This window comes from Arachnia propionica, from assembly GCF_003932785.1.
Lineage (GTDB): Bacteria > Actinomycetota > Actinomycetes > Propionibacteriales > Propionibacteriaceae > Arachnia > Arachnia propionica_B.
Genome location: NZ_RQYT01000006.1, coordinates 1 through 26,079 on the forward strand (window position 1 = coordinate 1; position 26,079 = coordinate 26,079).

A 26,079-nucleotide genomic window follows, 5' to 3' on the forward strand; every position below is an offset into this window, starting at 1 on the left:
CGAGGATCGGCACGGTGGCCCCTTGGCAAGGCGGACGACGAAGAGCGCACTGGATCGTGCGTTCGAGGAGGACAACACGGCCGGGGGGTCAACGGGGCGACCGCAGTAGATGCACCTATCCGCGCGCCCTCTTACTACACCATCCGTTTCGCCGCCCTCACACGCGACCATCAAGGCAGCATGATCCCGGTGATCCTGCCCATCTACGCCTTCGGCGTCTCACCCCTCCTCGTCTGGGCGCTGGTCGAGGCCCTGCTCGGTGCCATCCTCTCTCCCACCGCCCTGCTGGCCCTGTTCGTCCTGGGTGTGGTCGTCTACGTCCCCGTGTACCTCCTCCAGCACCGGCTCCTGGCTCGTGAGGGCGCCTCCTTCGTCTCCCTCCTCGGCCTGGCCGTGAGCCCACTCGTCGCCGTCGAGGTCGGTCTGCCGGGACTCGGGGCGTGGCCCGGCCTCGGCCAGTGGATCGCCATCGGGGTCACCGTCATCGGTATGTCCCTGGTGCTCAGTCGGCAGGCCGCCGGGCGAGGCTGAGGAGCAGGGACGAAGGATCTCGACGTTCGCCGTCACGGCAGCATGTCCACCCGCGATGACGATGCGCCGGGGCGGGTGGGCCCTGAGATGCTCGACGATCGAGTTCGGGACGCAGTGTGTGGGCACCAGAAGCAGCGGCCCCGGTTCCGTGGCCACGAGCGGACCGAGCGCCAAGCCGTCTGGGAACTGTTTCCCGGTGGCGATGTAGACGGTCTCGCTCCCCTTGGGGAACTGGTGCTGAGCGGCTGCCAACGACACCTCGTAACGGTCAGGTCCACCGAGTCTGGTGACCTCGACCCCCATCCTTCTGAGGGCGGTGACATCACGTTCGGGGACCGCACCGGTGCCGCCGAGCACGAAGACCCGCTTGACACGAAGGTCGCGCATGGCCTGAAGGGTCGGTGCCTCCATCCCCCGCTGGGTGGTGGTCAGGAGGACCGGGCCCTTGTGGCGGGAGAACAGGGTGGCGGCGGACAGTGCATCCGGGAAGTCGCTGCCCTTGGCCAGGAAGACCGTGTCCGCCCCCTTGGGGAAGGCATGGCGCGCGGTGGCGATCGCCACCTCGTAGCGGTCGGCACCACCGTTGCGATGGACCGTGGCGCCGGTGATGGCCCGCAGTTCCCTCAGCACCTGCTCCGAGACGACGCCGTATCCGCCCTGCACGCTGATCCTCGACGGGGCCAGTCGCCGCAGTTCCTTCTTGACCACGTCGGGGATCCGGTTCTTCTCCACCAGGAGCAGCACCCCGCCATCCTTGGCGGCAACGGCGGCACCCGTCAGGGCATCGGGGAACGCCTCACCGGAGGCGACGTGCACGGCAACCCCGGCGCCGTCGCGGTGCCTGGCCCGGGAAATGTTCACCGCGACCTCGTAGCGGTCCGCACCGCCGTGCCGGACGATCGCCGTGCGAATCGGCTCCATGACGGAGGTTCCACCCGCCACCTTGAGACGTCCCTCCGCCGAGGCCGTTCCCCCGGAGCTGGAGACCACGGCGCGGATCCGGAGCCCGTTGTCGGCGGCCGTGACCCGTCGTTGGTAGGTGCTCTTGTAGACCTTCGCCACGCTCGCTGCCTGGACCTCGCTCCAGTCGTTGCCGTTCCGCGAGACCTGCCAGCTGATGTGGCCATCCGGGTCCCCGTGGACGCTCACGATGAACTTCTGCGTGGTCCCGACCTTGGCGCTGCGATCGAGTTTTCCGAAGACCGACGGCGCCAAGGGGCGTGTCGAGTGCTTCGTGAGGTCGTACTGCTTCAGGTCGTACTGGTGCATGATCTGGATCACGAGACTGGCATAGCCGGGATCCGTGGCGTATCCGGCCTTGTGCACCTCATGGATGAACCTCTCGGGGTTCGTCTGGTGGTCGAAGGCGGCCCGATAGCGACTGTTGTTGCGCAGGAAATGACCGTGGTCGAGGAACGAATCCGCCGGGGTGGCGTAGCTTCGGAACCTCGCCACCTCGACCCTGGGATTGCCTGCTGCGTCGTACTCCCGGGTCTCGATCTCGTAGCAGCCGTTCTGGTAGGGGCTGGTCCGCTTGTGACACTTGATGCCGAAGAAGCTGTTCGCCTCACGGGTCAACCGGGATCCTCCCCAGCCGGACTCGAGGATCGCCTGCGCGATGGCGACGGAGGTCGGGACGCCGAAGTCGCGTTCTCCACGTTGTGCCATCGGTACGACCCATGAGATGAACTCCCTCGGGGGTTTCTTGCTGTTCAGCTCTGCGCGGGCACTCGGCGCTGCGGCAGCCAGCCCGAGAACCGCGAGCGCAATGGCCATGCACAGCGCCACGGCTCGGTGATTAATTGTTCCTGCTCTGTCGATCACGGGGCCCATCTCAGCACGCACCGGCCCGGACACCGTCAGCGGAGATTCAAGAACAACTTGAGGTTTGCCCTCCAAAAGGATGACAACTATCGGCAGCCGCGGTCGATCACCGCATCCTTACCGGTTCCACCCACATTCCTCACAGCAACAAGTCCGACAGCCGGGCGACCACACCCCGGGACCCGCGAGGGACAAGGCACTCTGCCAAGATCCACGGCCACGCCACGGGGTGGACACCACACAACCGCCCCCTCAACCATCCGACACCACGCCGAGAGGTCAATTTCGAACCATTCGCTCAACGCCTTAGAGGGTGCGCGGATAGGGGGATCGTGACGAGGATCGTCACGGTGACCTCATGGCAAGGCGGACGACGAAGAGCGCACTGGATCGTGCGTTCGAGGAGGACAACACAGCCAGGGGGGACACCGGGGCGACCGCAGTAGATGCACCTATCCGCGCGCCCTCTTAAGGTTAGGCTTTCCTTGACAAAAAAGACGCCCTCAGGAGACCACATGCGTCGTACGAACCATATGCTCGCTGCCCTCATCGCCTCCGGGCTCGCGCTCAGCGCCTGCCAGGCATCGAACAGCACTCCCAGCTCGTCCACCCCTGCCGCGACCTCCCCGGCGGCCTCCTCCGCCAGCCGGGCCGGGTCCGAAGCCGTCACCGTGGTCGACAGCAGAGGGAACCAGATCACTGTCCCGACCGAGATCGACTCCGTGATCGTGACCGACAACCGACTGTTCGAGACCCTCAGTGACTGGGGTGTGAAGCTCAGCGCCGCGCCGAAGGCCATCATGTCCCCGGACTCCCCCTACGCCACCGACGAGTCCATCGTCGACCTCGGCAACCATCGAGAGCCCAACCTCGAACTGGCGGTCGCAGCCAACCCGGATCTCATCCTCAACGGGCAACGCTTCGCGAACCACTATGACCAGCTCAAGCAGCTTCTACCGGAGGCGGCTCTCATCGATTCGGACATTGACACGGAGAAGCCGCTCGGTGACGAACTCAAACGGCAGATCACCCTGGCGGGGCAGGTCTTCGGCAAGGACGCCGAGGCCAAGGCCCTGATCGAGGACTACGACAAGGCCGTCGCCCGCGTCAAGGCGGCATACAAGCAGGACCAGAAGGTCATGGCCGTCATCACCTCCGGAGGCAAGGTGAACTACGCCGCTCCGGGTTCGGGACGCACGCTCGGCCCGGTCTTCAAGGAGCTCGGACTCACCCCATCCCTGGAAACCGAGGGATCCAGCGACCACCAGGGTGACGAGATCTCCGTCGAGGCCATCGCCGCCTCGAACCCTGACTGGATCCTGGTCATGGACCGTGACGCCGCCGTTGGCGGGCCTGACGGCACCGAGGCCGTCCCCGCGTCGAAGGTCCTCGCCGATTCCGCCGCGCTGCAGAATGTGACCGCGGTCCAGAAACAGCAGATCATCTACATGCCGAACGACACCTACCTCAACGAGGGCATCCAGACCTACACGGAGTTCTTCAACGCCCTTGCTGACGCCATGGAGAAGTCTGCGTGATGCTGACCTCATCCGCCGGGGGCCCTCAGCGGGTCCCCGGCGGAACCCTGCCCCGCACCTTCACGCCCGGGCTGCTGCTGGCCCTGCTCGCGACCATCGGTCTCGCCGTGTGTTCCCTGCTCATCGGGGTCTACGACGTCCTCGGGGCCGAGGACGGAGCCCAGATGTTCAGCATCATCCGGATCCCCAGAACGGTCTCCCTGCTCCTGGCCGGCGCCTCCATGGCGATGGCGGGCCTGGTGATGCAGCAGATCACCCAGAACCGCTTCGTCGAACCCACCACCGCCGGCACGACGGAATGGGCTGGCCTCGGGCTGCTGCTGGTCCTGGTCGTTCTCCCCGGCGCACCGCTGTTGCTGAAGATGATCATCGCCGTTCTTTTCAGCTTCGTGGGAACGATGATCTTCTTCCTGGTGCTTCAGGGAGTCAAGCTCCGTTCCGCCATGATCGTCCCCATCATCGGCATCATGCTGGGTGCTGTCGTGGGTGCGGTGTCCACCTTCATCGCCCTGGCGACCAATCTGCTGCAGACCCTCAGCGTCTGGTTCATGGGGTCGTTCTCGGCAAGCATCCAGGGTCAGTACGAACCGGTCTGGGCGGTGGCCTTCGTGATGGCGGGGATCTTCATCGTCGCCGATCGCTTCACCATCGCCGGTCTCGGCAAGGACGTCGCCACCACCGTCGGGGTCAATCATCACCGTGTGGTCCTTCTCGGCACCGGGATGATCGCCGCCACCACCGGCATCATCACAGTGGTCATCGGCAACCTGCCGTTCCTCGGCCTCATCGTTCCCAACATCGTGTCACTGTGGCGGGGCGACCACCTCCGGTCCAACCTGCCATGGGTGGCGCTGCTGGGTGCTGCGACAGTCACCCTGTGCGACATCATCGGACGCCTCGTCATCATGCCGTTCGAGGTCCCTGTGGGCACGATTCTGTCGATACTGGGAGCTGTCGTGTTCGTCCTGCTCGTCCTGAGGCAGCGTCGCCATGGCTGAGACGACGATCCCGACGGCACCACGTCACGGTGCCTTCAGCACCGCGCGGCAGGCGCGACGGTACTGGGTACTGCTCGGCGTGCTCATCGTCTTGTCCATCGCGGTCTGCTTCGGCATCCTCTCCTGGTCCAACCCTCTTCCCGTGGGTTCGGAGGGTTTCTGGCGGGTCGCCGGTCTGCGGGCCAATGCGATCGCCGTCATCCTCGTGGTCACGTGGTGCCAGGCAATCGCCACCGTCGCCTTCCAGACCATCACCGCCAACCGCATCATCACGCCCTCCATCATGGGTTTCGAGTCGCTCTACCGGCTGGTGCAGACCGCCAGCGTCTACTTCTTCGGGGTCGCTGGCCTCTCTGTCACGGATGGGCCATGGCAGTACGTGCTCCAGGTCGGTCTCATGGTCCTGTTCGCCGCCATCCTCTTCGGTTGGCTGCTGACCGGTGAACGCGGCAACATCCACCAGACCCTGCTCGTCGGCATCATCATCGGGACCGGTCTGGGAGCCCTGTCGACGTACATGGCCAGATTGCTGACCCCCAGTGAGTTCGATCTCCTCACCGCCCGCCTCATCGGCAACCTCTCGAATGCGGATGTCAGTCAGCTCGGCCTGGCCCTCCCGCTCGCCGCAGGCGCCGGAGGAGCGCTGCTGCTCATGTCACGCCGACTGGACGTCCTCGCGCTGGGTCGAGGGGTTGCCACCACGCTGGGGCTGGATCATCCCCAGCAATCGCGGCGGATCCTGCTCCTCACCGCTGTCCTCATGGCGGTCTCCACCTCCCTCATCGGGCCGATGTCCTTCCTCGGCTTCCTCATCGCCATGGGGGCCTACCAGCTCGCCGACACCCACGAGCACCGTTACGTGCTCCCGATGGCCTGGTGCCTGGGGATCGTCGTGCTCGGCGGCGCCTACTTCACCCTGCGCCACATCTTCTACGCGCAGGGAACCGTCGGGGTCATCATCGAGGCCGTCGGCGGCACCTTCTTCCTCATCCATCTGCTGCGAAAGGGACGACTGTGATCAAGGTTGGCGGAGCCGTCAAGACCTACAGCGCCGAGACCGCGATCGGCCCCGTCGAACTCGAGATCCCGAGTGGCGGCATCACGGCCCTCATCGGGCCGAACGGAGCCGGTAAGTCCACCCTGCTGACCATGATCGGGCGCCTGCTCGGCCTGGACGGCGGCACCATCGAGGTGGGTGGACTCAACGTGGCGACCACCCGTTCGAAGGAGCTGGCCAAGGTCCTGTCGATCCTGAGGCAGGAGAACCACTTCGTCATGCGCTTGACCGTCAGACAGTTGGTGGGTTTCGGCCGCTTCCCCCACAGCAGTGGGCGCCTCACCCCGACAGATGTCGAGATCATCGAGAAGGCCATCTCCTTCCTCCAGTTGGAACCCCTCGCCGAGCGGTTCATCGATGAGTTGTCCGGGGGTCAGCGGCAGCGAGCCTACGTCGCCATGGTTCTGGCCCAGGACACCCAGTACCTGCTGCTGGATGAGCCCCTGAACAATCTGGACATGGCGCACTCGGTCCAGATGATGCACCACCTCAAACGGGCCGCGACCGAACTGGGACGAACCATCGTCATCGTCGTCCACGACATCAACTTCGCAGCGAGCTACGCCGACACCATCATCGCGATGAAGAACGGGACCGTGGCAGCGATGGGGTCCCCCGAGGAACTCATCCGCGCCGACCTCCTGACGGAGATCTTCGAGACACCGGTCGAGATCCTCGAGGGTCCCAAGGGGCCGGTGGCCGTCTACCACTGACCCTTCAGGAACGCTGACTGCGGTTGAGCGCGGACAGGATCGCCTTCATCGAAGCGCTGGTGATCGAGCCGTCGACCCCGACACCCCACAGCACCTGTGCCTCGTCGCCCTGCCCGATCTCGCACTCGACATAGGCCACCGCCTGGGCATCCCCGCCCGAGTCCAGCGCGTGCTCGGAGTAGTCCAGCACCCGGACCCGTGCCCCGATCTCGGCCAGGGCGTCGACGAAGGCGGACACCGGTCCGTTGCCCTCTCCCTCGATGACGACGTCCTGTCCGCTCGGTTCATTGACGGTCGCCCGGACGTGGAACTCACCGTTGGTGGAGGAGGAACCGGCATGGGTGAGGCCCCACTGGCCCTCCCCCAGGTACTCCGTGGCGAACAGATCCACGATCTCCTTGGGTGACACCTCCCCACCGCGCGAATCCGTGTGTGCCTGGACGACCCGGCTGAACTCCATCTGCAACCGACGCGGCAGGTCCATCCTCGCCTCGGTCTTCATGAGGTAGGCGATGCCTCCCTTGCCGGACTGGGAGTTGACCCGGATCACGGCCTCGTAGGTCCGGCCGACGTCGTGGGGATCGATCGGCAGGTAGGGGGCCTCCCACTCGATCTCGGAGACCTTGCGCCCCACCGCGGCTGCCTCCCGTTCCAGATGCTCCAGCCCCTTCTTGATGGCGTCCTGGTGGGAGCCGGAGAAGGCCGTGTACACCAGATCACCAGCGTAGGGGTGCCGCGGGTGGACCGGCAGACCGGTGCAGTACTCGACGGTGCGCCTGACGTGGTCGATGTCATGGAAGTCCAGTTCCGGATCGACACCCTGGGTGTACAGGTTGAGGGCCAGGGTCACCAGATCGACATTGCCGGTGCGTTCCCCGTGACCGAACAGGCATCCCTCCACCCGATCCGCCCCCGCCATCTGGCCGAGCTCCGCGGCGGCGACCGCGGTGCCCCGGTCGTTGTGGGGGTGCAGGGAGACGGCGACGTGTTCGCGGTTCCTCACGTGGCGGCAGAAGTACTCGATCTGGTCGGCATAGGTGTTGGGGGTGGAACGTTCCACGGTGGCCGGAAGATTGAAGATGATCTCCCGCTCGGGCCCCGGCTGCCACACGTCCGCGACGGCGTTGCACACCTCGACGGCGAAATCCGTCGGGGTCTGGGTGAAGATCTCAGGGCTGTACTGATAACCGAACTCGACGTCACCCAGGTGACGTTCCGCGTAGCGCATCACCAGTTCGGTGCCCCGGGTGGCCATTGCGATGCACTGGGACTCGTCGATGTTGAACACCACGCGACGGAACAGCTCCGCCGTGGCGTTGTACATGTGAATGGTCGCGCGTTGCGCCCCCACCAGGGACTCGGCGGTGCGGGAGATGAGATCCTCCCGGGCCTGGGTCAGCACCGAGATGGTGACGTCGTCGGGGACATGCCCGCCCTCGATGAGCTGCCGGACGAAGTCGAAGTCGGTCTGGGAGGCCGAGGGGAACCCCACCTCGATCTCCTTGTACCCCAACGAGACCAGCAGCTCGAACATCCGCATCTTGCGGCTTGGGGTCATCGGATCGATGAGGGCCTGGTTGCCGTCGCGCAGATCGGTGGACAACCACCGGGGCGCCTTGACGATGCGCTGATCGGGCCAGGTGCGATCCGGCACCACCACCGGTTCGAAGGCACGGTAGCGGTGCACCGGCATGCTGGTGGCGGACTGGGTGGGCTTGGGTTGGATCCGGGTCATGGGTCACTCCTTGCTGGGTGGGTGCCAGGCACACAGGGGCTCCGCAGCGAGGAGGCTGGCCGATGAATCAGGACGGGGCCTCGCTGCGGCATCCAAGGAGCAGGTGTGAAGGAGCCACGAGGAGCAGGCTAGCGGCGAGCGGGGCTGGGATCAAGCCCTCTGGTCACCCCAGCAACGACTCCGATCGTCCTTCCCCTCCGAATGGAGACGACGCACCAAGCGCGAGGACGTGGCAGGATCACGGGCCGCACACCGCCTCGCTCAGAAACCCAGCCGATTGAGGTACTTGGTGTCCCGTTGCCATTCCTTGAGCACCTTGACGTGCAGGTGCAGGTGCACGGGCGTGCCGAGCAAACGATTGATCTGCAGGCGCGCGGCCGTCCCGATCTCCCGCAGCCGTGATCCCTTGTGACCGATGATGATCCCCTTCTGCGATTCCCGTTCCACGACGATGGATGCGAACACGTCCAGCAGGGGACGGTCCTCGGGGCGGTCGGGCCGGGGCAGGATCTCGTCGATGACGACGGCGATGGAGTGGGGCAGCTCGTCACGGACCCCCTCCAGGGCCGCCTCCCGGATCAACTCCGCGATGAGGGTCTCCTCGGGCTCATCGGTGACCTCCCCGTCGGGGTAGTACATGGGCCCCTCCGGGAGCAGCCGCAGCAGGACGTCTCGCACCGTGTCGACCTGGTCGTGCGCCACCGCGGAGCAGGGGACGACCTCCGCCCAGGAGATCCCGAGCTCGTCCGCGAGGGCCGAGATGTCGACCAGGTGGGACAGCACGCGCTCCTTGGTGACGAGGTCCGTCTTCGTGGCCAAGGCGACCAGCTGGGGACGGTTCGCCAACTCGGCGATCTGGGTGACGATGTAGCGGTCCCCGGGCCCGATGCGTTGATCGCACGGAAGACACACGCCCACCACGTCCACCTCGGACCACGTCTCCCGCACGAGATCGTTGAGCCGCTCCCCCAGCAGCGTCCGGGGGCGGTGGAGGCCGGGGGTGTCGATGAGGACCAGCTGTCCGTCGGGGCGGGTGATGATCCCGCGGACGGCGTGCCGGGTCGTCTGGGGTTTCGACGACGCGATGGCGATCTTCTGCCCGACGAGGGCGTTCGTCAGCGTCGACTTCCCGGCGTTGGGGCGCCCGACGAAGCAGGCGAAGCCGGAACGGAAGGTGTCAGTCATCGGTGTCCTCGTTTCGCTCGTCGTTGTCCTCGGGGACCAGCCTCACGAGCACGGTCCCCACCTGGTGCCGTCGGCCGACCGCACGGTCGGCCACCATCTCGATGCCCTGGTGCACGACGCGGGAGCCGGGGATGGGGACGACGTTGAGCAGCTTGGCCATGAGGCCACCGACCGTGCCGACGTCCTCGTCGTCGAGGCGGAGGTCGAACAGTTCCCCCAGCTCGTCGAGGGGCAGGCGGGAGGACACCCGGTACTGGCCCGTCCCGGGCACCTCGGCCACGGCTGGGATCTCGTGGTCGTACTCGTCGACGATCTCCCCCACGATCTCCTCCACGATGTCCTCCATCGTGCACAGGCCCGCCGTGCCACCGAACTCGTCGATGACGATCACGAGGTGGCTGTGGTTGAGCTGCATGTCCCTCAGCAGTTCGGTTGCGGGCTTCGAGTCCGGGACGAAACTGGCGGGGCGCATGAGGTCCCCGACGGTCTCGTTGCGCTCCGCGTCGGGGAAGTCGTAGACGCGGCGGGTCACGTCCTTGAGGTAGACCACGCCCAGCACATCGTCGATCCCGCCCTCACCGACGACGGGGATGCGGGAGAAACCGGAGCGCAGGGCGAGGGACAGCAGCTGCCGCAACGTGCGGTCACTGGGCACCCACACCATGTCGGTGCGGGGAACCATGACCTCCTTGACCAGGGTGTCCCCCAGCTCGAAGACGGAGTGGATCATCTTCGACTCCCTGGCCTCGATGACCTCCTGTGCCTCCGCGATGTTGACCAGGTCCCGCAGTTCGGCCTCGGAGGCGAAGGGACCGTCGGTGAAGCCTCGCCCGGGGGTGATGGCATTGCCGAGCAGGATCATCAGTTGGGCGACCGGCCCCAGGATGGTGGTCAGCAGCGAGACGAGTCGGGCGGAGAGACGCATCAGCCCCTCCGAGTGCTGCCGCCCGAGGGTCCGCGGCGCCACCCCCCAGAGGATGAAGAAGACCACGAGCAGAATGCCCACCAGCAGCGCCAGGCTCGACAACTCCCCACCGAGGTGGCTGAACACCACGAGCGCGACGAGCGACATGGTCGTCGCCTCGAGGAACATCCGGGCGAACATCACGGCGTTGATCGACGGGGCGGGATCCTCCGCGATGAGCCGGATCCGCTCGGCCCCCGGGATGCCGGCCTCCACCATGCTCTCCGCCCGTGCCCGGGAGAAACGCGTCAGGGCGGTCTCGACGGCGACCAGGTAGGAGGCGAACAGTCCGCAACCCAGCGCCACCGCCAGTTCGATCCAGTGGGTCTCGGTCATCGGTCACTCAGCCCTGGGGCCGCTTCGCCCGGGCCAGCTCCCAGGCCGCGATGATCCGGTCGTTGAGGCCGAACATGATGGCCTTCTCCTCGGGCTCCGCGTGGTCGTGGCCGAGCAGGTGCAGCAGGCCGTGGATGAGGAGGTACTCGGCCTCCGCACCGGGTTCACGTCCGTTCTCCGCGGCCTGGCGGGCCGTCACCTGGGGGCACAGCACGATGTCCCCCAGCAGGCCGAGCGGCGGGTCCTCGTCCTCGGCGGGCGCCCGCAGCTCATCCATGGGGAAGCTCATGACGTCGGTCGGTCCGGGCAGATCCATGAACCGGACGTGGTAGTCCTCCATGGTCCGCTCGTCGACCAGTAGGATGGACAGATCCGCCTGGGGATGGATCCGGAGCCGCTCCAGCGCGAACCGGGCAAGGGCGACGAGGCCCAGCTCATCGACCTCGACCCCGGACTCGTTGTTGATGTCGATCATCGCCTCCCCCTCGGCTCCTGGATGCTGTCGAACTGATCGTAGGCCGCGACGATCCGGCCCACCAGTTTGTGCCGCACGACATCGCGGGCCGTGAGGGTGCAGAAGGCGATGTCCTCCACCCCGTCGAGGATCTGCGTGACCTGTCGCAGACCACTGCGCACCCCGCCGGGCAGGTCCACCTGGGTGATGTCCCCCGTCACGACGACCTTTGAGCCGAAGCCCAGCCGGGTGAGGAACATCTTCATCTGCTCGCTGGAGGTGTTCTGCGCCTCGTCGAGGATGATGAAGGCGTCGTTGAGGGTGCGCCCACGCATGTAGGCCAGCGGCGCGACCTCGATGGTGCCGGAGGTCAGCAGCTTCGGAACAGCCTCCGGGTCGACCATGTCGTGGAGGGCGTCGTAGAGGGGCCGCAGGTACGGGTCGATCTTGTCCGTGAGGGTGCCGGGGAGGAAGCCCAACTTCTCCCCCGCCTCGATGGCGGGCCGGGTCAGGATGATGCGACTCACCTCCTTCATCTGGAGGGCCTGCACCGCCTTGGCCATGGCCAGGTAGGTCTTGCCGGTTCCGGCAGGTCCGATCCCGAACACGACGGTGTGCCGGTCGATCGCGTCGACGTAGCGTTTCTGGTTGAGGGTCTTGGGTCGGACGGTGCGGCCGCGGGTCGAGATGATGTCGGCCGTCAGCACCTCCGAGGGACGCACCTCGTCGGACGCCAGGGAGATGACCCGCTCGACCGTCTCCTCCGCCAGCCCCTGCCCGGTCCGCACGATCGTGATGAGTTCGGTGATGACCTCGACGGCCTGGGCGACATCCGTCGGCGTCCCGGTGACGGTGACCTGATGCCCCCGCACATGGATTTCGGCCGCGAGTTGCTCCTCCAGCACCTTGAGGTAGGCGTCGTGGGGACCGAGCAGCGACACCATGTCCAAGGAGGCCGGAACCTGCACCACTCGTTCCGACCTGGCCTGTTCTGCCACCTGTGTGTTCCTCTCTCACCCTGTTCCGATCAGGGAGTCGAACACTCAGTCTAGAGGGTGCGCGGATGGGGGATCGTGACGAGGATCGTCACGGTGACCTCTTGGCAAGGCGGACGACGAAGAGCGCACTGGATCGTGCGTTCGAGGAGGACAACACAGCCGGGGGGTCACCGGGGCGACCGCAGTAGATGCACCTATCCGCGCGCCCTCTTGGAGGGCGTCGCCCGGGAGGACACCGCAACGGGAACGTGGGTGTGAGTTGGCACACCCCTCGGGAACGGTTATCATTATGCGTCCGCCCCGAGAAGGAAGACTGACTGATGGCCGTTCCGAAGCGCAAGATGTCCCGCTCCAACACCCGCTCCCGTCGGGCCCAGTGGAAGGCGACTCTGACGGACCTCGTTCCCATCCGCGTGGGCGGTGAGACCTTCAACGTGCCGCGACGCCTGGTGCGCGCCTACGCGTCGGGGGCGCTCAGCGTCGACGATCTGCGCCACTGAGCGGAGGATCAGAAACCGTCCAGTTCGTCGGCGTCCTCGTCGGAGATGATGTGCATGGCCGCCTCCTCGGCGCTGGCCGCGCCACCGGCGAATCCGACATCGACCCCCAAGGTGTCCTCACGTCCTGAACCCTGAACCGCCATGAGTCTGCCGGCCCGCTCCCGGCCGACCTCCCGCCGCTCCCCCTCGGGGTTCCACGGGCCGTCGTCCGGGCTCACCTCCGGCTGCTCCTGCCCCAACCGCTGCTCAATGGTTTCCCCTTGACGCATCTCCGCCGCGGTGTTGCCGAAGCCCTGGGCAGGCGACCAACGCTCGGGCGCGGTGTAGCCCTCGTCCAGGACATCGTCCACGCCGCGGTCGATGAGGGAATCCGCCTCCTGCAGCTGGTCGAGCTGCTCGGAGTGATTGTCATCCGTTCCGAAGTCGACGATGTCTTCCATGCACTCCATAGTGCCACCCCGACCCATCGGAGGGCAGGAATTCCTCGCTTTCCACCATCGGGGGTGCAACGTCTAGGATCCCGCGGGTGATCCAGTCCCGAAGCAACTACGACCTCATCGTGACCCTGTTCGTCGCGCTGCTGCTCATCTCCAACGTGGCAGCGACGAAGCTCATCGCTCTCGGCCCCACCTGGCAGCCCTTCGGCATCCCCCTGCTGCCGATCATCACCGACGGTGGTGCCCTGCTGTTCCCACTCACCTACATCTGCGGCGACGTCCTGGCCGAGGTGTTCGGGATGAAGGGTGCGCGCCGCGCGATCTGGGCGGGTTTCGGGATCTCCCTGCTGGCGTCGACCACCTTCCTGCTGGTCGGGATCGCCCCGCCCGCCGCCGACTGGCCCAACCAGGAGGCCTTCGTCGCGGTGCTCGGTTTCGTGCCCCGCATCGTCGCGGCCTCCATGATCGGCTACCTCGTCGGTCAGTTCCTCAACGCGTGGGTGCTGGTGCGGCTGAAGCGTCGTGAGGGTGGACTGTGGCGGCGGCTGCTGGGATCAACCGTGGTGGGCGAGGCCGCCGACACCACCCTGTTCTGCCTCATCGCCTTCGGCGGCATGATCGATGCCCCGACGATGCTCAACTACATCGTCGTCGGGTACGTGTTCAAGGTCGGCGTCGAGGTGTTGCTGCTCCCGCTCACCACCCGGGTGATCGCCGCGGTGAAACGACGGGAACCCGGTCAGACGATCTCGACGCGGGGATAGGCCGGCTCCCACATCGCCTCGAGGACCTGCTGCACCGGGTCGGAGAGCTCGATGCACGCCACGCCGTCGCGCACCGCGGCCTGGGCGACGGCCAGTGCCACCCGGGCGGAAACCGACCGCAGCGCCGCCATGGGCGGCAGCACCCCGGCCCCCGGTGTGCGGATGTCCACCTGGGCGGCGACGGCGTTGGCCGCGGCCACGAGCATCCCGGGAGTGACCCGCGTGGCCCGCGAGACGATGACCCCCAAGCCGAGTCCGGGGAACACCAGCGCGTTGTTCGCCTGGGCGATGCGGTGGGTGACGTCGCCCTGCGTGATGGGCGGGAAGGGCGATCCGGTGGCGATGAGCGCCCGCCCCGCGGTCCATTCCAGGAGGTCGGCGGGTTGGGCCTCGGCCAGGGACGTGGGGTTGGACAACGGCATGATGATCGGCGAGGCGACGTGCGTGGCCATCTCCCTGACCAGCGACTCGTCGAAGACCCCCGGCTGCGCCGAGGTTCCGATCAGCATCGTGGGGCGGACGTTGCGGACGACGTCCCGCAGGGTGACCTCTCCCTGCCGGTCGAGCCGCCAATCAGCCAGTTCCGCGCGCCGGCGGGCGAAGGGCTGCTGGAAGTCGCGCATGCGGATCCCCTCCCGCAGCAGACCCCGGCTTCCCAGCCCCCAGAACCGGGCGCGGGCGTCGGCGAGGTCGACCCCCTCCCCCTTCATCACCTCGCACAGCAGGTGGGCGATTCCGATCCCGGCGGAACCCGCACCGAAGATGACGATGCGCTGCTCGGACAGGGGGACGCCGCTGCGACGGGTCGCCGCCACCGCCGCCGCCGTCACCACGGCAGCGGTGCCCTCGATGTCGTCGTTGAAGGTGCAGATCTCGTCGTGGTACCTGGCGAGGATGCGATGGGCGTTGCCCGCTCCGAAGTCCTCCCAGTGGATCATCGCCTTCGGGAACAGCCGCGACGCGGTCTGGACGAAGTGGTCGATGAACTCGTCGTAGCGGGCCCCACGGACCCGGGAATGACGCAGGCCGAGGTAGCCGTCGTAGGCCAGCAGATCGAGGTTGTCGGTACCGACGTCGAGCACCACCGGCAGCACCCGTCGGGGATGGATCCCCGCGGCGGCGGTGTAGACGGCGAGTTTCCCGACGGCGATCTGGATGCCACCCACCCCTTGGTCCCCGATGCCGAGGATCCCCTCGGAGTCGGTGACGACGATGAGGTCGACGTCGTCGCGGCCGTGGCCGTAGACCTGGAGGGCGTCCTCCATCGACTCGGGGTCATCGATGCTGAGGAAGATGCCGCGCGGCCGGTGGTAGTAGTTGGAGAAGGCCTTGATGGCCTCCCCGATGGTCGGGGTGTAGACCACCGGCAGGAGGTCCTCGATGTGGTCGATGAGGACCTTGTAGAAGAGCACCTCGTTCCGGTTGTGGAGTCCCTGGAGGAACTGGTTCTTGCTGAGATCGTTGGGTTCGGCCTCCAACTGCGCCAGGACCCGTCTCGCCTGGGTCTCGAGGGTGGTGTGCCCCGGTGGGAGCAGCCCGTTCAACCCGAGCGCCTCCCGTTGCGCAGGGGTGAAGGCGGTGCCGAGATTGGTCAGGGGGTCGTTGAGCACGTCGCGGCCCCGCGCCGCGATGCGCAGCACCTCCCCCCGCCCGGTGTGCAGGAACTCATATCCGGTCGAGGACATGGCCCAAGTCTAGGAGCGGACGTGGGCGGAGGGAATCCGGCGCACGCGCCCCGGGCTCAGCGCTCAAGGATCCCTCGCCGACGGTATCGTCCCAGGAACTCGTCGCGGAACTCCTCGAAGCTCCCCGCCGCCAGGGCCTCCCGGATGGAGTCGACGAGCCGGACCGTGAACCGCTCGTTGTGGATCGTCGCGAGGGTGGAGGCGAGCATCTCCTTCGCCTTGAAGAGGTGGTGGAGGTAGGCGCGGGTGTAGTGGCCGCAGGTGTAGCAGTCGCAGCCCTCCTCCAGCGGGGTGAAGGAGCGTCGGTGACGGCTGGTGTTGACGTTGTACCGGCCGTCGGCGGTGTAGATCGCCGCGTTGCGGGCCACCCGGGAAGGGTTGACGCAGTCGAAGGTGTCGGCCCCCGCCGCCACGGCCTCGAAGAGGTCCTCCGGCTCCGAGATCCCGAGCAGGTGCCGGGGGCGGTCCTCCGGCAGCTCGTCGACCATCCAGCCGATGATCTCACCCAGCCGCTGCTTCTCCAACGCCCCGCCGAGCCCGAACCCGTCGAAGCGTTGACCCTCGACCTCCAGCGCCGCGAGCCCCCGGGCCGCGTGCCGTCGCAGATCCTCGTACTGGGCCCCCTGGATCACGCCGAAAAGGGCCTGGTAGGGCTTGTCGACGCGCTCCCGGGTGAGCTGGGCGTGGGCACGCAGGCATCGGACGGCCCAGCGGTGGGTCCGCTCGACGCTCGCCTCCTGGTACTCGCGGGTGTTCATGAGGGTGGTGAGCTCATCGAAGGCGAACATGACGTCGGCCCCCAGCTCGTGCTGGATCCGCATCGACACCTCGGGGGTGAACCGCAGCCGGTCCCCGTTGAGGTGCGAGAAGAAGGTCACCCCCTCCTCGTCGACGTGCGCCCGACGGGTCTTCCCCTCCGCGATGACGTCGTCGTTCTGGAGTCCGGTGGTGTCCATGGCCAGCACCTTCTTGAACCCGGCCCCGAGACTCATCACCTGGAATCCGCCGGAGTCGGTGAAGGTGGGACCGGGCCAGTTCATGAACCGGCTCAGCCCGCCCGCCTCGTCGACGAGATCCGACCCGGGTTGGAGGAACAGGTGGTAGGCGTTGCAGAGCAGGGCCTGGGCCCCGAGCTCGGCCATCGTCTCCGGCAGCACCGCCTTGACGGTGGCCTTCGTGCCGACGGGGATGAAGGCGGGGGTGTGGATCTCCCCGTGGGGGGTCCGGATCACCCCCACGCGCGCCCGCTGACCCGCCCTGTGTCGTACCTCGAAGCCGAAAGTCACCGGGAAAGGGTACCTTGAGGGAATGACGTTCACTGCGCTCATCTTCAACCCGACCCATGACGACGGCGCCACGGTGGCCCGCGAACTCGCCGACCTCCCCGATGTCAGGCTCTGGGAGACGACCGCGGAATCCCCCGGCGAGGAGCAGGCGAAGCAGGCGTTGGCGGAGGGCGCATCCGCCGTGCTCGTCGCAGGAGGGGACGGAACGCAACGTGTCGTCGCCGGCGCCCTCGCCGGTTCAGGTGTGCCCCTGGGAATCCTCGCCACCGGCACCGCCTGCGTCTACGCTCGCAACCTCAACCTGCCCCTCGGCATCGACGGCAAGGAGATCGCACTGCGGGGAACGGCCAGGCCGATGGATCTCGGCTGGGTGCGGTTGGACGACGGCGAACCGCAGCCCTTCCTCGTCGCGACGGGCATCGGCAGGGACGCCGAGACCATCGGTGAGGTGCGTGATGACCTCAAGGAACGGATCGGCTGGGTGGCGTACGCCAGGGCGGGGCTCGGGACTGCTGGGCGCAGTGCCCTGCCGATGCAGATCAACGGGGAGCCGGTCGAGGCCTGGACCGTCCTCGTCGGCAACGTCGGGGACATCCCCATGGCCGCGATGTTCCCCGACGCCGCCCCGGACGACGGCACCCTCCACGTCATGCACCTGGGGGTCAACGGCTGGCTGGACTGGGCCCCGGTCGCACTGGCCGGGCTGACCCGCTCCAAGGCCGATCTCGGGAAGATGCGCCGCTGGGAGACCGATCACATCGTCATCACCACCGACGAACCGACGGCTGTGCACATCGACGGCGACGAGGTCCCCCCGGCGCAGAAGCTCGAGGTGTGGTTGGAACCCGGTGCGCTGCAGGTGAGGTGTCAGGACCCGACGGCCTGACCGAGCAGCACCTCCAGCTGGGCCAGCGCGGCGGCCCCCGCCGTCGAGGTACGCAGGACCCCGTCGCTGAGAAGAACGGGGGTGCCCCCGGCGGCCGTGAACCGAGCCATCTCCTCCGGGCTGATCCCACCCTCCGGCCCCACCACCAGCAGGATCTCCCCGGCCGGGGGCAGGAGGACCTCCCGCAGCCACGTCGTCGCGTCCTCGTGAAGGACGAGCACCGCGGCAGCCGCACTCATCCGCTGTGTGACATCGGTGCTCGAGGCGAAACCCACCGACGGCACCGTGAAGCGGCGGGACTGCTTGGCGGCCTCCCGGGCCGTGGCCTGCCATTTCGCCAGTGATCGGCTGCCCCGCTCTCCCTGCCAGCGCACGATCGAGCGGGACGCCTGCCAGGCGAGGATCTCGTCCACGCCGAGTTCGGTCATGGTCTCGACGGCCAGTTCGGCGCGGTCCCCCTTCGCCAGCGCTTGGACCACCGTCACCCGATGGTTGCGCGGTGGGGCCTGCAGGAGTTCGGTCACCTCGATCCGAAGCAGCGCCTTGTCGGTCCCGACCACCGTGCCTCGAACGGCGTGGCCGTCGCCGTCGGCGATGAGGGTGCTCTCTCCCACCCTGAGGCGTTTCACGGTCACAGCGTGTCGTGCCTCGTCGCCGGTCAGCTCGACGATCCCCCCGACGGCGGCCCCGTCGACGTCGCCGAGGAAGAGCGGGTCGGTCACCCGAAGGTCCCCTTCAGCCACTTGAGGAAACCTCCGTGACCCTCCGAATCGGCCTTGACATGGGTCTCGTCCCGGAGCGTGGCCAACTGCGACAGGAGTTCGCGCTGTTTGTCGTCGAGCTTCGTGGGCGTCTCGACGATGAAGGTGATACCCAGATCGCCGCGTCCGCCACCCCGCAGTCTCGGCACCCCCCGTCCCTTGATGGGGATCCGCGCGCCGGACTGGGTTCCCGCCGGTACCTCCACGAGGATCTTCCGATCCTCCACCGGAGAGTCCTCCCATTCGTCCTCGAGCGTGGTGACCTCCATGGTGGTGCCGAGGGCCGCAGCGGTCATGGGAACGGTCACGACGAGTTCGAGGTCGTCACCGTCGCGACGGAACCGGTCGTGCTCCTTGACGGTGAGCTGCACGTAGAGATCACCTGCGGGGCCGCCACCCCGGCCGACCTCGCCCTGCCCCTCCAGGTGGATGCGGATACCGGTGGAGACCCCGGCGGGGATCCGCACCGAGATGGTGCGGGAGCTGCGGACCCTTCCCTCACCGGAACACTCCGTACAGGGTCGCGGGATGATGCTGCCGAATCCCTGACAGGCGGGGCAACGCTGGGCGGTGCGGATGTCGCCGAGGAAACTCCGCTGGATGGTCGTCACCTCCCCCTGGCCGTGACAGGTGGTGCAGGTGACCGGCTGGGAGTCGGCCTCCGCTCCTCCACCCTGACACCGGGGACACACGACCGCGGTGTCGATACGGATCGGCTTGGTGCAGCCGAACACGGCCTCGTGGAGTTCGAGGCGCGCGCGGACCAGGGCGTCCTGCCCCTGACTGGTCCGGGAACGGGGGCCACGGGCGGCCTGGGCCCCGAACATGGCGTCCATGATCGTGGAGAAGTCGAAGCCGCCCCCGAAGCCGGCCGAACCGAAACCGGGGCCACCGCCGAAGCCGCGCCCCATCGGGTCGCCGCCGCGGTCGTAGACGGAACGCTTGTTCGGATCGCTGAGCACCTCGTATGCCTCCGAGAGTTCCTTGAACTTCTCGGCGGCGTCCTCTCCCTGGGCCACGTCGGGATGCACCTTCATGGCCTGCCTGCGGTAGGCCTTCTTGATCTGCTCACCGGTGGCGTCTCGATCGACGCCGAGGATCGCGTAGTAGTCCTTGCTCATGTCAGCCTTCCGAGAGGATCCGGCTCACGTACCGGGCGACGGCACGGACGGAGGCGATGGTCGATGGGTAGTCCATGCGTGTGGGGCCGACGACCCCCAGGGACGCGGTGTGATCGTGGCCGACCGAGTAGCCGGCCGCGACGAGGGAGGTGGACTGGAATCCCTCCGCGGTGTTCTCGGCCCCGATCCTCACCGTCACGTCGTCGGTGCCGGCCTCGTCGAGCAGCCTGAGCAGCACGACCTGTTCCTCCAACGCCTCGAGCAGCGGGCGCAGCCCTGAGGCGAAGGAGTGTCCGGCCAGGTTGGGGACCCCCGCGACGAGCACCTGGGCCACCGGCTCAGCCCCCAGCAGTTCGAGGGCGACGGCGAACAGCGGCGTGATCTCCGCACGCGTCGAGGGTTCGACCTCGTCGAGCGCCCGGGCGAGCCGACTCGCCGCGTCGGCCGCGGTGCGCCCCACGACGGCCTCCCGCAGTTTGCCGGTGGCCGTGGCCGTCGCCTCACTGCTCAGCCCCGGGAGTTCGACGACCTGCTGGTCGACGCGGCCGGTGGAACTGACCACCATGACCATGAAGCGGCCGGGGACGAGCTGGACCAGTTCCGCATGCGCGATGGTTGTGCGTTGGGTGGTGGGGTACTGCACGACCGCCACCTGGTGGGTCAGCTGCGCCAGGAGCCGGACGGTGCGGGCCACGAGATCGTCGATGTCGAGCGCCCCGGCCATGAAGGCGTTGATGGCCCTGCGTTCCGCCGGCGACAGGGGTTTGATGGTGGCGAGACGGTCCACGAACAGCCGATACCCCTTGTCCGTGGGGATCCGGCCGGCGCTGGTGTGCGGCTGGGCGATGTAGCCCTCCTCCTCCAGCACAGCCATGTCGTTGCGGACCGTGGCGGGTGAGACCCCGAGCTGATGCCGCTCCACGAGGGCCTTGGAACCGACCGGCTCCCGGCTGGCCACGTAGTCGGTGACGATGGCCCGCAGGACCTCGAGCTTGCGATCGTCGAGCATCCTCACCTCCCTCTTGGCACTCGAGCCTTGCGAGTGCCAGTGTAGTGGACCTCGGGCGGGGGTCATGTCATGACGGGCCCGGGTAGGCTCTGCCCCCATGACCGGCTTCACAGAAGGACCCTGGCGGCGTGTCGCCGAGCGCGTGTTCGTCGCCCGCTGCGAACCCCACGGCGTCAACATCGGGCTCGTCGTCGGCGACGACCGCGCGGCCCTCGTCGACGCGGGATCCAGCCCCGCCCAGGGGGCGGCGCTGCTCGCGTCCGCCCGGGAACAGGCCGGGGTCGAGGTCAGCCACGTCGTGGTCACCCACGCCCACCACGACCACTGGTTCGGCATCGCCGGGATGACGGGGGTGGTCAGCATCGCCCACGAGGACCTGCTCGCCGCCCCGGAGACCGAGGTGGTGGCGGCCGCCCATGAGGTGGGGATGGCCGTCCTGCCCGAACCGGACGTCACCCTCACCCTCATGCGTGCCGTCGACCTCGGCGGGGTCCGCCTGGAGATCCTCCACTTCGGGCCGGCCCACACCCGCACCGATCTCTTCGTCGTCGTGCCGGGTCAGGATGTCATCTTCACCGGGGACACCATCGAGTCAGATCAGGATCCCTGCATCTCCGAGTCCACGGATCTCGCCTCCTGGCCCACCGCCCTCGACGGGGTGCTGGGGGCCTCCGGGGAGGCCACCCGGTTCGTGCCCGGGCACGGCCCCGTCGTGGACCGGGAGTTCTGCTTCCGGCAACGCGCCCAGCTGGCCATGCTCCACGGCACCGCCGATTCCCTGTACCGGCAGGGGCGCACGGTCGAGGAGGCGCTGGGCTCCGCGGAGTGGCCCTTCGGGCCCGACACCGTGAGGGCTGCCCTCGACCACGTGTGGGCGACACTGACCCGGCAGGGTGTGCCTGCGCGTCGCACCCTACCCCTGGTGTGACCCCCGCGGTTCCGCGGGCCAACGCTGCTGGGCCGTGATCCAGGTGAGGGTGTCGTTGGCGACCATGAGGCCGCGGGACCGGGACGAGACGGTGTAGGCGAGGCCGTCCATGGTCCTCGCCACTCCCCCGGCCTCCGTCACCATGAGGCAGCCGGCCAGATGGTCCCACGGATGCATCGAGGTGTAGAAGACGAAGTCGAACTCACCGTGGAGGATTGACGGGTAGTCGAAGGCGCAGGAGAAGTTGGTCCGTCTGACGGGGCTCAGCGCCCCGTCCGCGGTGAACCCCTGCAGCCGGTCCTTCGACGACGCCCCGAGCGGCAGCCGATCAGGGCGTTCGGCGACGAGCGGCGAACCGTTGAGCAGGACCCCTGCACCGCGCTCGACCGTGTAGCCACGGCCGGTCCGGGGCTGCCAGATCCAGCCGCGGGTGGTCACCCCGCCCCGGGTCTCGGCGAGCATCACCCCGTGCTCGTCCCTGCCCCGCACGAAGTTCCTGGTCCCGTCGATGGGGTCGATGACGAAGGCGTGATCCGCATTGGGAATCCGCCACCGCAGCTCCGGCCGGGAGAACACCGTCTCCTCGCCGACGATGAGCGCGTCGGGGTAGATCCTGGCGAGGGCCTCGGTGAGGTGGGCCTCCGCCTCCTTGTCGGCGATGGTGACGAGGTCGCCGGGGCTCGACTTCGATGAGATGTCCCCCTCTTCCAGGGCGCGGAAGCGGGGATTGATGACCGCCTCGGCGGTCTCCTTCATCAGGTCGAGGATGGCTTCGGTGTCCATGAACCCTCACCCTATCCCGATGCTCAGTCCCGCTCGATGTGGTCCTGCGTCACGAAATCGATGAGCATCTCCATCCGCTGGTTGAGCTGCGGCTCCAGATCCCGCCAGGTCCTCACCCGGGCGAGCATGGCCTGCCAGGCGCGGGCGACGTCGGCCTGATCGGCGTGCGGGAGCCCCAGTGCCTTGAGGGTGCCCTTCTTGAAGTCCTGGTCCATCGGCACGACGGGCCATTGCTTGCGCCCGATGCGTTCGGGTCTGATCGCCTGCCAGATGTCGATGAACTCGTGACCCGTGACGAGGACGACCTCGCCGTAACCGGCCCGCGAGACCTCTTTCGCGATCCGGGACTCCTTGCTGCCCGGGACGAGATGGTCGACGAGCACCCCCAGCCGCCGTCCGGGTTGCGGGGCGAACTCCTCGACGATGGCCGGGAGGTCGTCGATCCCACCGAGGTACTCGACGACGACGCCGACGTGGCGCAGGTCGTCCCCCCACACCTTCTCGACGAGTTCCGCGTCGTGACGGCCCTCCACGTAGATCCGGCTGGGCAGTGCCACCCGCGCCCTCGCGGGCTCCTCGCCCACCCTGGACCCGGAGGCGGTGTAGCGCGGCCGGGACACGCCGCCCCGCATGGGCGCCCTCAGGGCGACCGGTTGACCCTCGAGCAGAAAGCCCGGCCCGAACGGGAAACTGCGACGCCGCCCCTTGCGGTCCTCCAGGACCACGATCCCGTTCTCCCAGCCGACCACCGCACCGCAGAACTCCCCGACCTCGACCACCATGTCCTTCTCGACGGGGACGTCCCGGGTCTGCTTGAGGTGGGCCCTCTGCCAGCCCGGCTTGAGCACGTCGTCGGGGTATCGCTGCACCCGATCACCTTACAGCGCGGTGCCCGGCCGTGCGGGGACACGACCGGGCACCCCTGAGGTCCTGGATCAGCGCAGTGAGATCTGCCGGTCCCACACGTGCCTCATCCAGAGGAGGATGACCACGACGCAGGCGATGAGGGTGACCACCCACCCCAGGGGCAGGAAGAACGTGTCGGTGTTCCGGCCGATCATGGCCAGGATGTTCACGACCTGCACCTGGTGTCCTGCCCCCGTGTCCGTGTAGGCCAACGGGATCAGCAGGGAGAGGAGGCCAAGGAGTTGGAAGACGAATCCCGAGACGATCCAGACGAGCACCGGCCCAGCGGCCCCCAGGCCCACCAACCGCGGCGAGCTACCCAGGGATGCCGCGAAGTAGAGGTTGAACTGGTTGGCGGCATTCCCCAACCACAGGAGCAGGAACACGGCCACGAGGTGCCACGGCTCGGTGTGCTGGGCGATGACCTCCAGTGCCTGGCGGAGCGCGGCCAGACCGTCGGCTCCGGGCATGAATGCCGGGGTGAGGAAGATGATCGACACCAAGGCCATGACCGCCATCCAGATGGAGGCGAATGCCGCCACCGCGGCGGCCCACAGGAGGCGCGCCCGGAGGATCACCCGGCCGGGAAGGGGCAGGCTGTGGGTGAGGTAGCCCTGCTGCCCGAACCCGGTCGACCAGAAGTCGCGGGCCAGGTACACCTGGAGTCCGAAGGTCGTGCCACCCAGCAGGGTCACGACGATCACCATTCCCATCTGGGACAGCACCGGGATGTTGGACGCCGCGAGCAACCCGGCGGTGAGGATCGACACCGCCGCGACGCCGTAGACGGCTGCGATGGCGGGCAGGGTGCGCCGTACTTCGTGCTTGATCAGTGTGCCGACCATGAGTATGCCTTCCGGAAGAGAGCGTCGATGCTGAGGTTGTGGGTGGCGCGCAGGTCGTCGACCTCACCGCTGAGGAGGACCTTGCCCCTGCGCATCATGACCACCGAGTCGAGGATGGGCTCGAGGTCGTGGATGAGATGGGTGGAGATGAGGACCAGGGCGTCCTCCTCGAGGTTGCGGACGATCCCCTGGAGGATCACCTCGCGAGCGGCCGGATCGACCCCGGAGATGGGTTCGTCCAGAAGGAAGACCCGTGCGCGACGGGACATGGCGAGGGCCACCTGGGCCTTCTCGCGCATCCCCTTGCTCATGTTCTTCAGCTTCATGTCGGTGTCGAGTCCGAAGAACTCGGCCGTGTCCCTGGCCCTGTCGGCCTGGAAATCGCCGAAGAAGTCGCCGTGGAACTGGATGCACCGTTCGAGGGTGCTGCCGAGGGCGAGGAAGCTCGCATCAGGGAGGAAGCTCACCTGGGCCTTCGACTCGGGGCCGGGGACGTGACCGCACACCTCGACCTCACCCTCGTGGTCCTGCATGACCCCGGCGAGGATCTTGAGCAGCGTGGTCTTGCCACAGCCGTTCTCACCGAGGAGACCGACGATCCGGCCTCCGGTGAGCTCCAGATCCAAGGAGTCGAGGGCCGCGAGCGACCCGAACCGTTTGGTGAGCGAGTGCGCACGGATGAGGGCGTTCATGTGAGGTGCCACCTTTCTGTGACGAGTTGGACGGCGTCGTCGCCGGTGAGTCCGACGCCTTGACAGCGAGCGATGAAGTCATCCGCAGCCGACGCGGCGAGGTCCCTGCGGAGTGCCGAGATGACGGTGTGGTCGTCGGTGATGAAGCGGCCGACGGCTCGTTCGGATCGGCACAGGCCGTCGCGTTCCATCTCCGCGAGGGTGCGCTGCACGGTGTTGGGGTTGACCCCCAGGTCGAGTGCGAGTTCGCGCACGCCGGGGATCTGCACCCCGGCCGGCCAGTATCCGACGGCGATGCGTCGGGAGAACTCCTGCTTCAACTGGAGCCAGATCGGCCTGCTCGGGTCGAAGTCCACATCCCCCTCCTTCCGTATCGCTGTATTAAGTACTTAATACAGTAGCACAGTGACGGGTCGTGTCACGGCGTTGGCGGAACCACGGTCGCGGGCAGTCCCGTCGTCAGCAGGAGGGACGGATGCTGAGGTTCTCCACGGCAGCGCTGGGGGGCGTGTCGACGGCGAGCCTCACGGCCGCCGCCACGGAGGCCGGGGACACGTATCGGGAACCGTCGTAGTCGGCGTGGCCCTCTGCGGCCCGGAGCTGGCGCTGCATGTCGGTGTCCGTGCGCCCCGGGTGGATCGAGCACACCCGTACCCGCCCGCGCAGTTCCTCACGCAGGGCGTCGGTGAGGGCCCGCAGTGCGAACTTGGATCCGGCGTAGACCGCTCCTCCGGGGGAGGAGGTGAACCCGGAACCGGAGTTGATGGCCACGACCTGCCCCCGGGCGGCCTCGAGGGCGGGCACCAGGATGCGGGTCAGGTCGGCGACTGCGAACACGTTGGTCTCGAACACCTCACGCCACGTCGAGCGGGTGAGCTCGGCGACACGGCCGGTTCCGAGAACCCCGGCCGAGTGCACGAGCACGTCCAGACGATCGATGCCGACGCAGGCGGCGGCCACGGCGTCCTCGTCGGCGAGGTCGACGACGAAGGGGGCCGCGTCGGGAAGCTCAGCCACGACCCGGGCGACGGACTCCGAAGTGCGGCCACCCACGAGGATGCGATGAGTGCTGGACAGTTCCCGGGCGATGGCCAGACCGATTCCGCGAGAGGCCCCGGTGACGAGGGCAAGAGGTTTCATGCC

At 67.6% G+C, this 26,079-nt stretch carries 26 protein-coding genes; 8 read left to right on the forward strand and 18 right to left on the reverse strand.

Annotated elements, in window-relative coordinates:
* Positions 1–219 precede the first annotated feature (219 nt).
* Positions 220–2,307 carry a cell wall-binding repeat-containing protein gene (locus EII35_RS04335; protein ID WP_185744161.1) on the reverse strand — a complete coding sequence of 696 codons (2,088 nt, stop codon included), beginning with the start codon at positions 2,305–2,307 and terminating at the stop codon, positions 220–222.
* A gap of 563 nt (positions 2,308–2,870) precedes the next feature.
* On the opposite strand from EII35_RS04335, the gene EII35_RS04340 reads away from it, so the two are divergent.
* Genes EII35_RS04340 through EII35_RS04355 form a run of 4 tightly spaced genes read left to right on the forward strand, consistent with a single transcriptional unit; the run spans position 2,871 to position 6,661 of the window.
* Positions 2,871–3,893: a siderophore ABC transporter substrate-binding protein gene (locus tag EII35_RS04340; RefSeq protein WP_125227246.1), complete on the forward strand. Its 1,023-nt coding sequence runs from the start codon at positions 2,871–2,873 to the stop codon at positions 3,891–3,893.
* Complete coding sequence (locus EII35_RS04345) at positions 3,893–4,891, forward strand: ABC transporter permease (protein ID WP_125227247.1); 999 nt, start codon at positions 3,893–3,895, stop codon at positions 4,889–4,891. Before EII35_RS04340 ends, EII35_RS04345 begins: the two co-directional genes overlap by 1 nt.
* The gene (locus EII35_RS04350) at positions 4,884–5,909 is read left to right on the forward strand and encodes an iron chelate uptake ABC transporter family permease subunit (protein WP_125227248.1); all 1,026 of its coding nucleotides are present in this window, start codon (positions 4,884–4,886) and stop codon (positions 5,907–5,909) included. The genes EII35_RS04345 and EII35_RS04350 overlap by 8 nt, the downstream gene beginning before the upstream one ends.
* Positions 5,906–6,661 (forward strand): iron ABC transporter ATP-binding protein, encoded by a 756-nt coding sequence (locus EII35_RS04355; protein ID WP_125227249.1) that lies wholly within the window; start codon positions 5,906–5,908, stop codon positions 6,659–6,661. The genes EII35_RS04350 and EII35_RS04355 overlap by 4 nt, the downstream gene beginning before the upstream one ends.
* A 4-nt stretch (positions 6,662–6,665) precedes the next feature.
* Here the strand turns inward: EII35_RS04355 and leuA are convergent, their stop codons facing one another.
* The 5 genes from leuA to EII35_RS04380 all read right to left on the reverse strand — a co-directional run bounded on the left by leuA (position 6,666) and on the right by EII35_RS04380 (position 12,279).
* Positions 6,666–8,396 carry a 2-isopropylmalate synthase gene (gene leuA / locus EII35_RS04360; protein WP_125227250.1) on the reverse strand — a complete coding sequence of 577 codons (1,731 nt, stop codon included), beginning with the start codon at positions 8,394–8,396 and terminating at the stop codon, positions 6,666–6,668.
* A 261-nt stretch (positions 8,397–8,657) separates the two neighbouring features.
* Entirely contained in the window at positions 8,658–9,581 is a 924-nt protein-coding gene (era, locus tag EII35_RS04365) for a GTPase Era (protein WP_125227251.1), read from the reverse strand.
* Positions 9,574–10,881 (reverse strand): hemolysin family protein, encoded by a 1,308-nt coding sequence (locus EII35_RS04370; protein ID WP_125227252.1) that lies wholly within the window; start codon positions 10,879–10,881, stop codon positions 9,574–9,576. The genes era and EII35_RS04370 overlap by 8 nt, the downstream gene beginning before the upstream one ends.
* A 7-nt stretch (positions 10,882–10,888) precedes the next feature.
* Positions 10,889–11,356 (reverse strand): rRNA maturation RNase YbeY, encoded by a 468-nt coding sequence (gene ybeY / locus EII35_RS04375; RefSeq protein WP_125227253.1) that lies wholly within the window; start codon positions 11,354–11,356, stop codon positions 10,889–10,891.
* On the reverse strand, positions 11,353–12,279 hold the full coding sequence (locus EII35_RS04380) for a PhoH family protein (RefSeq protein WP_125227326.1): 927 nt from the start codon (positions 12,277–12,279) through the stop codon (positions 11,353–11,355). Before EII35_RS04380 ends, ybeY begins: the two co-directional genes overlap by 4 nt.
* Before the next feature lie 374 nt (positions 12,280–12,653).
* Between EII35_RS04380 and rpmF the strand changes: the two genes are divergently transcribed.
* On the forward strand, positions 12,654–12,833 hold the full coding sequence (gene rpmF, locus EII35_RS04385; RefSeq protein ID WP_124842370.1) for a 50S ribosomal protein L32: 180 nt from the start codon (positions 12,654–12,656) through the stop codon (positions 12,831–12,833).
* 8 nt (positions 12,834–12,841) lie between these two features.
* Here rpmF and EII35_RS04390 read toward each other — a convergent pair whose 3' ends face one another.
* Positions 12,842–13,273: a DUF5709 domain-containing protein gene (locus EII35_RS04390; protein ID WP_125227254.1), complete on the reverse strand. Its 432-nt coding sequence runs from the start codon at positions 13,271–13,273 to the stop codon at positions 12,842–12,844.
* Positions 13,274–13,359: 86 nt separating this feature from the next.
* Here EII35_RS04390 and EII35_RS04395 point away from each other — a divergent pair, with 86 nt between their 5' ends.
* Positions 13,360–14,034 (forward strand): queuosine precursor transporter, encoded by a 675-nt coding sequence (locus EII35_RS04395; RefSeq protein ID WP_260465010.1) that lies wholly within the window; start codon positions 13,360–13,362, stop codon positions 14,032–14,034.
* On the opposite strand, the gene EII35_RS04400 is transcribed toward EII35_RS04395, so the two are convergent.
* Together EII35_RS04400 and tgt are read right to left on the reverse strand one after the other, a co-directional pair.
* Positions 14,010–15,719 carry an NAD-dependent malic enzyme gene (locus EII35_RS04400; protein ID WP_125227256.1) on the reverse strand — a complete coding sequence of 570 codons (1,710 nt, stop codon included), beginning with the start codon at positions 15,717–15,719 and terminating at the stop codon, positions 14,010–14,012. The two genes, EII35_RS04395 and EII35_RS04400, sit on opposite strands and share 25 nt — an antisense overlap.
* A 56-nt stretch (positions 15,720–15,775) precedes the next feature.
* On the reverse strand, positions 15,776–17,005 hold the full coding sequence (gene tgt, locus EII35_RS04405) for a tRNA guanosine(34) transglycosylase Tgt (RefSeq protein WP_221739677.1): 1,230 nt from the start codon (positions 17,003–17,005) through the stop codon (positions 15,776–15,778).
* Positions 17,006–17,027: 22 nt separating this feature from the next.
* Between tgt and EII35_RS04410 the strand changes: the two genes are divergently transcribed.
* Positions 17,028–17,891 (forward strand): diacylglycerol/lipid kinase family protein, encoded by an 864-nt coding sequence (locus tag EII35_RS04410; protein WP_125227258.1) that lies wholly within the window; start codon positions 17,028–17,030, stop codon positions 17,889–17,891.
* On the opposite strand, the gene EII35_RS04415 is transcribed toward EII35_RS04410, so the two are convergent.
* From EII35_RS04415 to hrcA, 3 genes are read right to left on the reverse strand one after another with little or no spacing between them, the layout of a single operon-like run.
* Positions 17,873–18,613 carry a 16S rRNA (uracil(1498)-N(3))-methyltransferase gene (locus EII35_RS04415; RefSeq protein ID WP_125227259.1) on the reverse strand — a complete coding sequence of 247 codons (741 nt, stop codon included), beginning with the start codon at positions 18,611–18,613 and terminating at the stop codon, positions 17,873–17,875. The two genes, EII35_RS04410 and EII35_RS04415, sit on opposite strands and share 19 nt — an antisense overlap.
* A complete protein-coding gene (dnaJ, locus tag EII35_RS04420; RefSeq protein ID WP_125227260.1) occupies positions 18,610–19,773 on the reverse strand; it encodes a molecular chaperone DnaJ in 1,164 nt (387 codons plus the stop codon). The genes EII35_RS04415 and dnaJ overlap by 4 nt, the downstream gene beginning before the upstream one ends.
* 1 nt (position 19,774) lies before the next feature.
* Positions 19,775–20,782 (reverse strand): heat-inducible transcriptional repressor HrcA, encoded by a 1,008-nt coding sequence (gene hrcA / locus EII35_RS04425; protein ID WP_125227261.1) that lies wholly within the window; start codon positions 20,780–20,782, stop codon positions 19,775–19,777.
* 97 nt (positions 20,783–20,879) lie between these two features.
* Between hrcA and EII35_RS04430 the strand changes: the two genes are divergently transcribed.
* A complete protein-coding gene (locus EII35_RS04430) occupies positions 20,880–21,710 on the forward strand; it encodes an MBL fold metallo-hydrolase (RefSeq protein ID WP_125227262.1) in 831 nt (276 codons plus the stop codon).
* Here the strand turns inward: EII35_RS04430 and EII35_RS04435 are convergent.
* The 6 genes from EII35_RS04435 to EII35_RS04460 all read right to left on the reverse strand — a co-directional run bounded on the left by EII35_RS04435 (position 21,696) and on the right by EII35_RS04460 (position 26,076).
* Positions 21,696–22,493, reverse strand: a complete 798-nt coding sequence (locus EII35_RS04435; RefSeq protein ID WP_125227263.1) for an inositol monophosphatase family protein — start codon at positions 22,491–22,493, stop codon at positions 21,696–21,698. The two genes, EII35_RS04430 and EII35_RS04435, sit on opposite strands and share 15 nt — an antisense overlap.
* A gap of 23 nt (positions 22,494–22,516) precedes the next feature.
* Positions 22,517–23,362, reverse strand: a complete 846-nt coding sequence (locus EII35_RS04440) for a DUF3097 domain-containing protein (RefSeq protein ID WP_125227264.1) — start codon at positions 23,360–23,362, stop codon at positions 22,517–22,519.
* A gap of 66 nt (positions 23,363–23,428) precedes the next feature.
* Positions 23,429–24,244, reverse strand: a complete 816-nt coding sequence (locus tag EII35_RS04445) for a hypothetical protein (protein ID WP_125227265.1) — start codon at positions 24,242–24,244, stop codon at positions 23,429–23,431.
* A complete protein-coding gene (locus EII35_RS04450; RefSeq protein WP_125227266.1) occupies positions 24,229–24,936 on the reverse strand; it encodes an ABC transporter ATP-binding protein in 708 nt (235 codons plus the stop codon). Before EII35_RS04450 ends, EII35_RS04445 begins: the two co-directional genes overlap by 16 nt.
* Positions 24,933–25,292 carry a GntR family transcriptional regulator gene (locus tag EII35_RS04455; RefSeq protein WP_125227267.1) on the reverse strand — a complete coding sequence of 120 codons (360 nt, stop codon included), beginning with the start codon at positions 25,290–25,292 and terminating at the stop codon, positions 24,933–24,935. The genes EII35_RS04450 and EII35_RS04455 overlap by 4 nt, the downstream gene beginning before the upstream one ends.
* Positions 25,293–25,395: 103 nt before the next feature.
* Entirely contained in the window at positions 25,396–26,076 is a 681-nt protein-coding gene (locus tag EII35_RS04460; RefSeq protein WP_125227268.1) for an SDR family oxidoreductase, read from the reverse strand.
* Positions 26,077–26,079: the final 3 nt, after the last annotated feature.

What these genes read in the sequence shown, in the direction of transcription:
- EII35_RS04380 (WP_125227326.1), bottom strand. Translation starts at nt 12,279, where the DNA reads ATGGTGTCGCTGCTCGGTCCCCACGACGCCTACCTCAAGGTGCTGGAG.
- EII35_RS04335 (WP_185744161.1), bottom strand. Translation starts at nt 2,307, where the DNA reads ATGGCCATTGCGCTCGCGGTTCTCGGGCTGGCTGCCGCAGCGCCGAGT.
- EII35_RS04340 (WP_125227246.1), top strand. Translation starts at nt 2,871, where the DNA reads ATGCGTCGTACGAACCATATGCTCGCTGCCCTCATCGCCTCCGGGCTC.
- EII35_RS04450 (WP_125227266.1), bottom strand. Translation starts at nt 24,936, where the DNA reads ATGAACGCCCTCATCCGTGCGCACTCGCTCACCAAACGGTTCGGGTCG.
- ybeY (WP_125227253.1), bottom strand. Translation starts at nt 11,356, where the DNA reads ATGATCGACATCAACAACGAGTCCGGGGTCGAGGTCGATGAGCTGGGC.
- EII35_RS04370 (WP_125227252.1), bottom strand. Translation starts at nt 10,881, where the DNA reads ATGACCGAGACCCACTGGATCGAACTGGCGGTGGCGCTGGGTTGCGGA.
- dnaJ (WP_125227260.1), bottom strand. Translation starts at nt 19,773, where the DNA reads ATGAGCAAGGACTACTACGCGATCCTCGGCGTCGATCGAGACGCCACC.
- rpmF (WP_124842370.1), top strand. Translation starts at nt 12,654, where the DNA reads ATGGCCGTTCCGAAGCGCAAGATGTCCCGCTCCAACACCCGCTCCCGT.
- EII35_RS04350 (WP_125227248.1), top strand. Translation starts at nt 4,884, where the DNA reads ATGGCTGAGACGACGATCCCGACGGCACCACGTCACGGTGCCTTCAGC.
- EII35_RS04390 (WP_125227254.1), bottom strand. Translation starts at nt 13,273, where the DNA reads ATGGAAGACATCGTCGACTTCGGAACGGATGACAATCACTCCGAGCAG.
- era (WP_125227251.1), bottom strand. Translation starts at nt 9,581, where the DNA reads ATGACTGACACCTTCCGTTCCGGCTTCGCCTGCTTCGTCGGGCGCCCC.
- EII35_RS04460 (WP_125227268.1), bottom strand. Translation starts at nt 26,076, where the DNA reads ATGAAACCTCTTGCCCTCGTCACCGGGGCCTCTCGCGGAATCGGTCTG.
- EII35_RS04410 (WP_125227258.1), top strand. Translation starts at nt 17,028, where the DNA reads ATGACGTTCACTGCGCTCATCTTCAACCCGACCCATGACGACGGCGCC.
- leuA (WP_125227250.1), bottom strand. Translation starts at nt 8,396, where the DNA reads ATGACCCGGATCCAACCCAAGCCCACCCAGTCCGCCACCAGCATGCCG.
- EII35_RS04430 (WP_125227262.1), top strand. Translation starts at nt 20,880, where the DNA reads ATGACCGGCTTCACAGAAGGACCCTGGCGGCGTGTCGCCGAGCGCGTG.
- EII35_RS04445 (WP_125227265.1), bottom strand. Translation starts at nt 24,244, where the DNA reads ATGGTCGGCACACTGATCAAGCACGAAGTACGGCGCACCCTGCCCGCC.
- hrcA (WP_125227261.1), bottom strand. Translation starts at nt 20,782, where the DNA reads ATGCTCGACGATCGCAAGCTCGAGGTCCTGCGGGCCATCGTCACCGAC.
- EII35_RS04400 (WP_125227256.1), bottom strand. Translation starts at nt 15,719, where the DNA reads ATGTCCTCGACCGGATATGAGTTCCTGCACACCGGGCGGGGGGAGGTG.
- EII35_RS04345 (WP_125227247.1), top strand. Translation starts at nt 3,893, where the DNA reads ATGCTGACCTCATCCGCCGGGGGCCCTCAGCGGGTCCCCGGCGGAACC.
- EII35_RS04435 (WP_125227263.1), bottom strand. Translation starts at nt 22,493, where the DNA reads ATGGACACCGAAGCCATCCTCGACCTGATGAAGGAGACCGCCGAGGCG.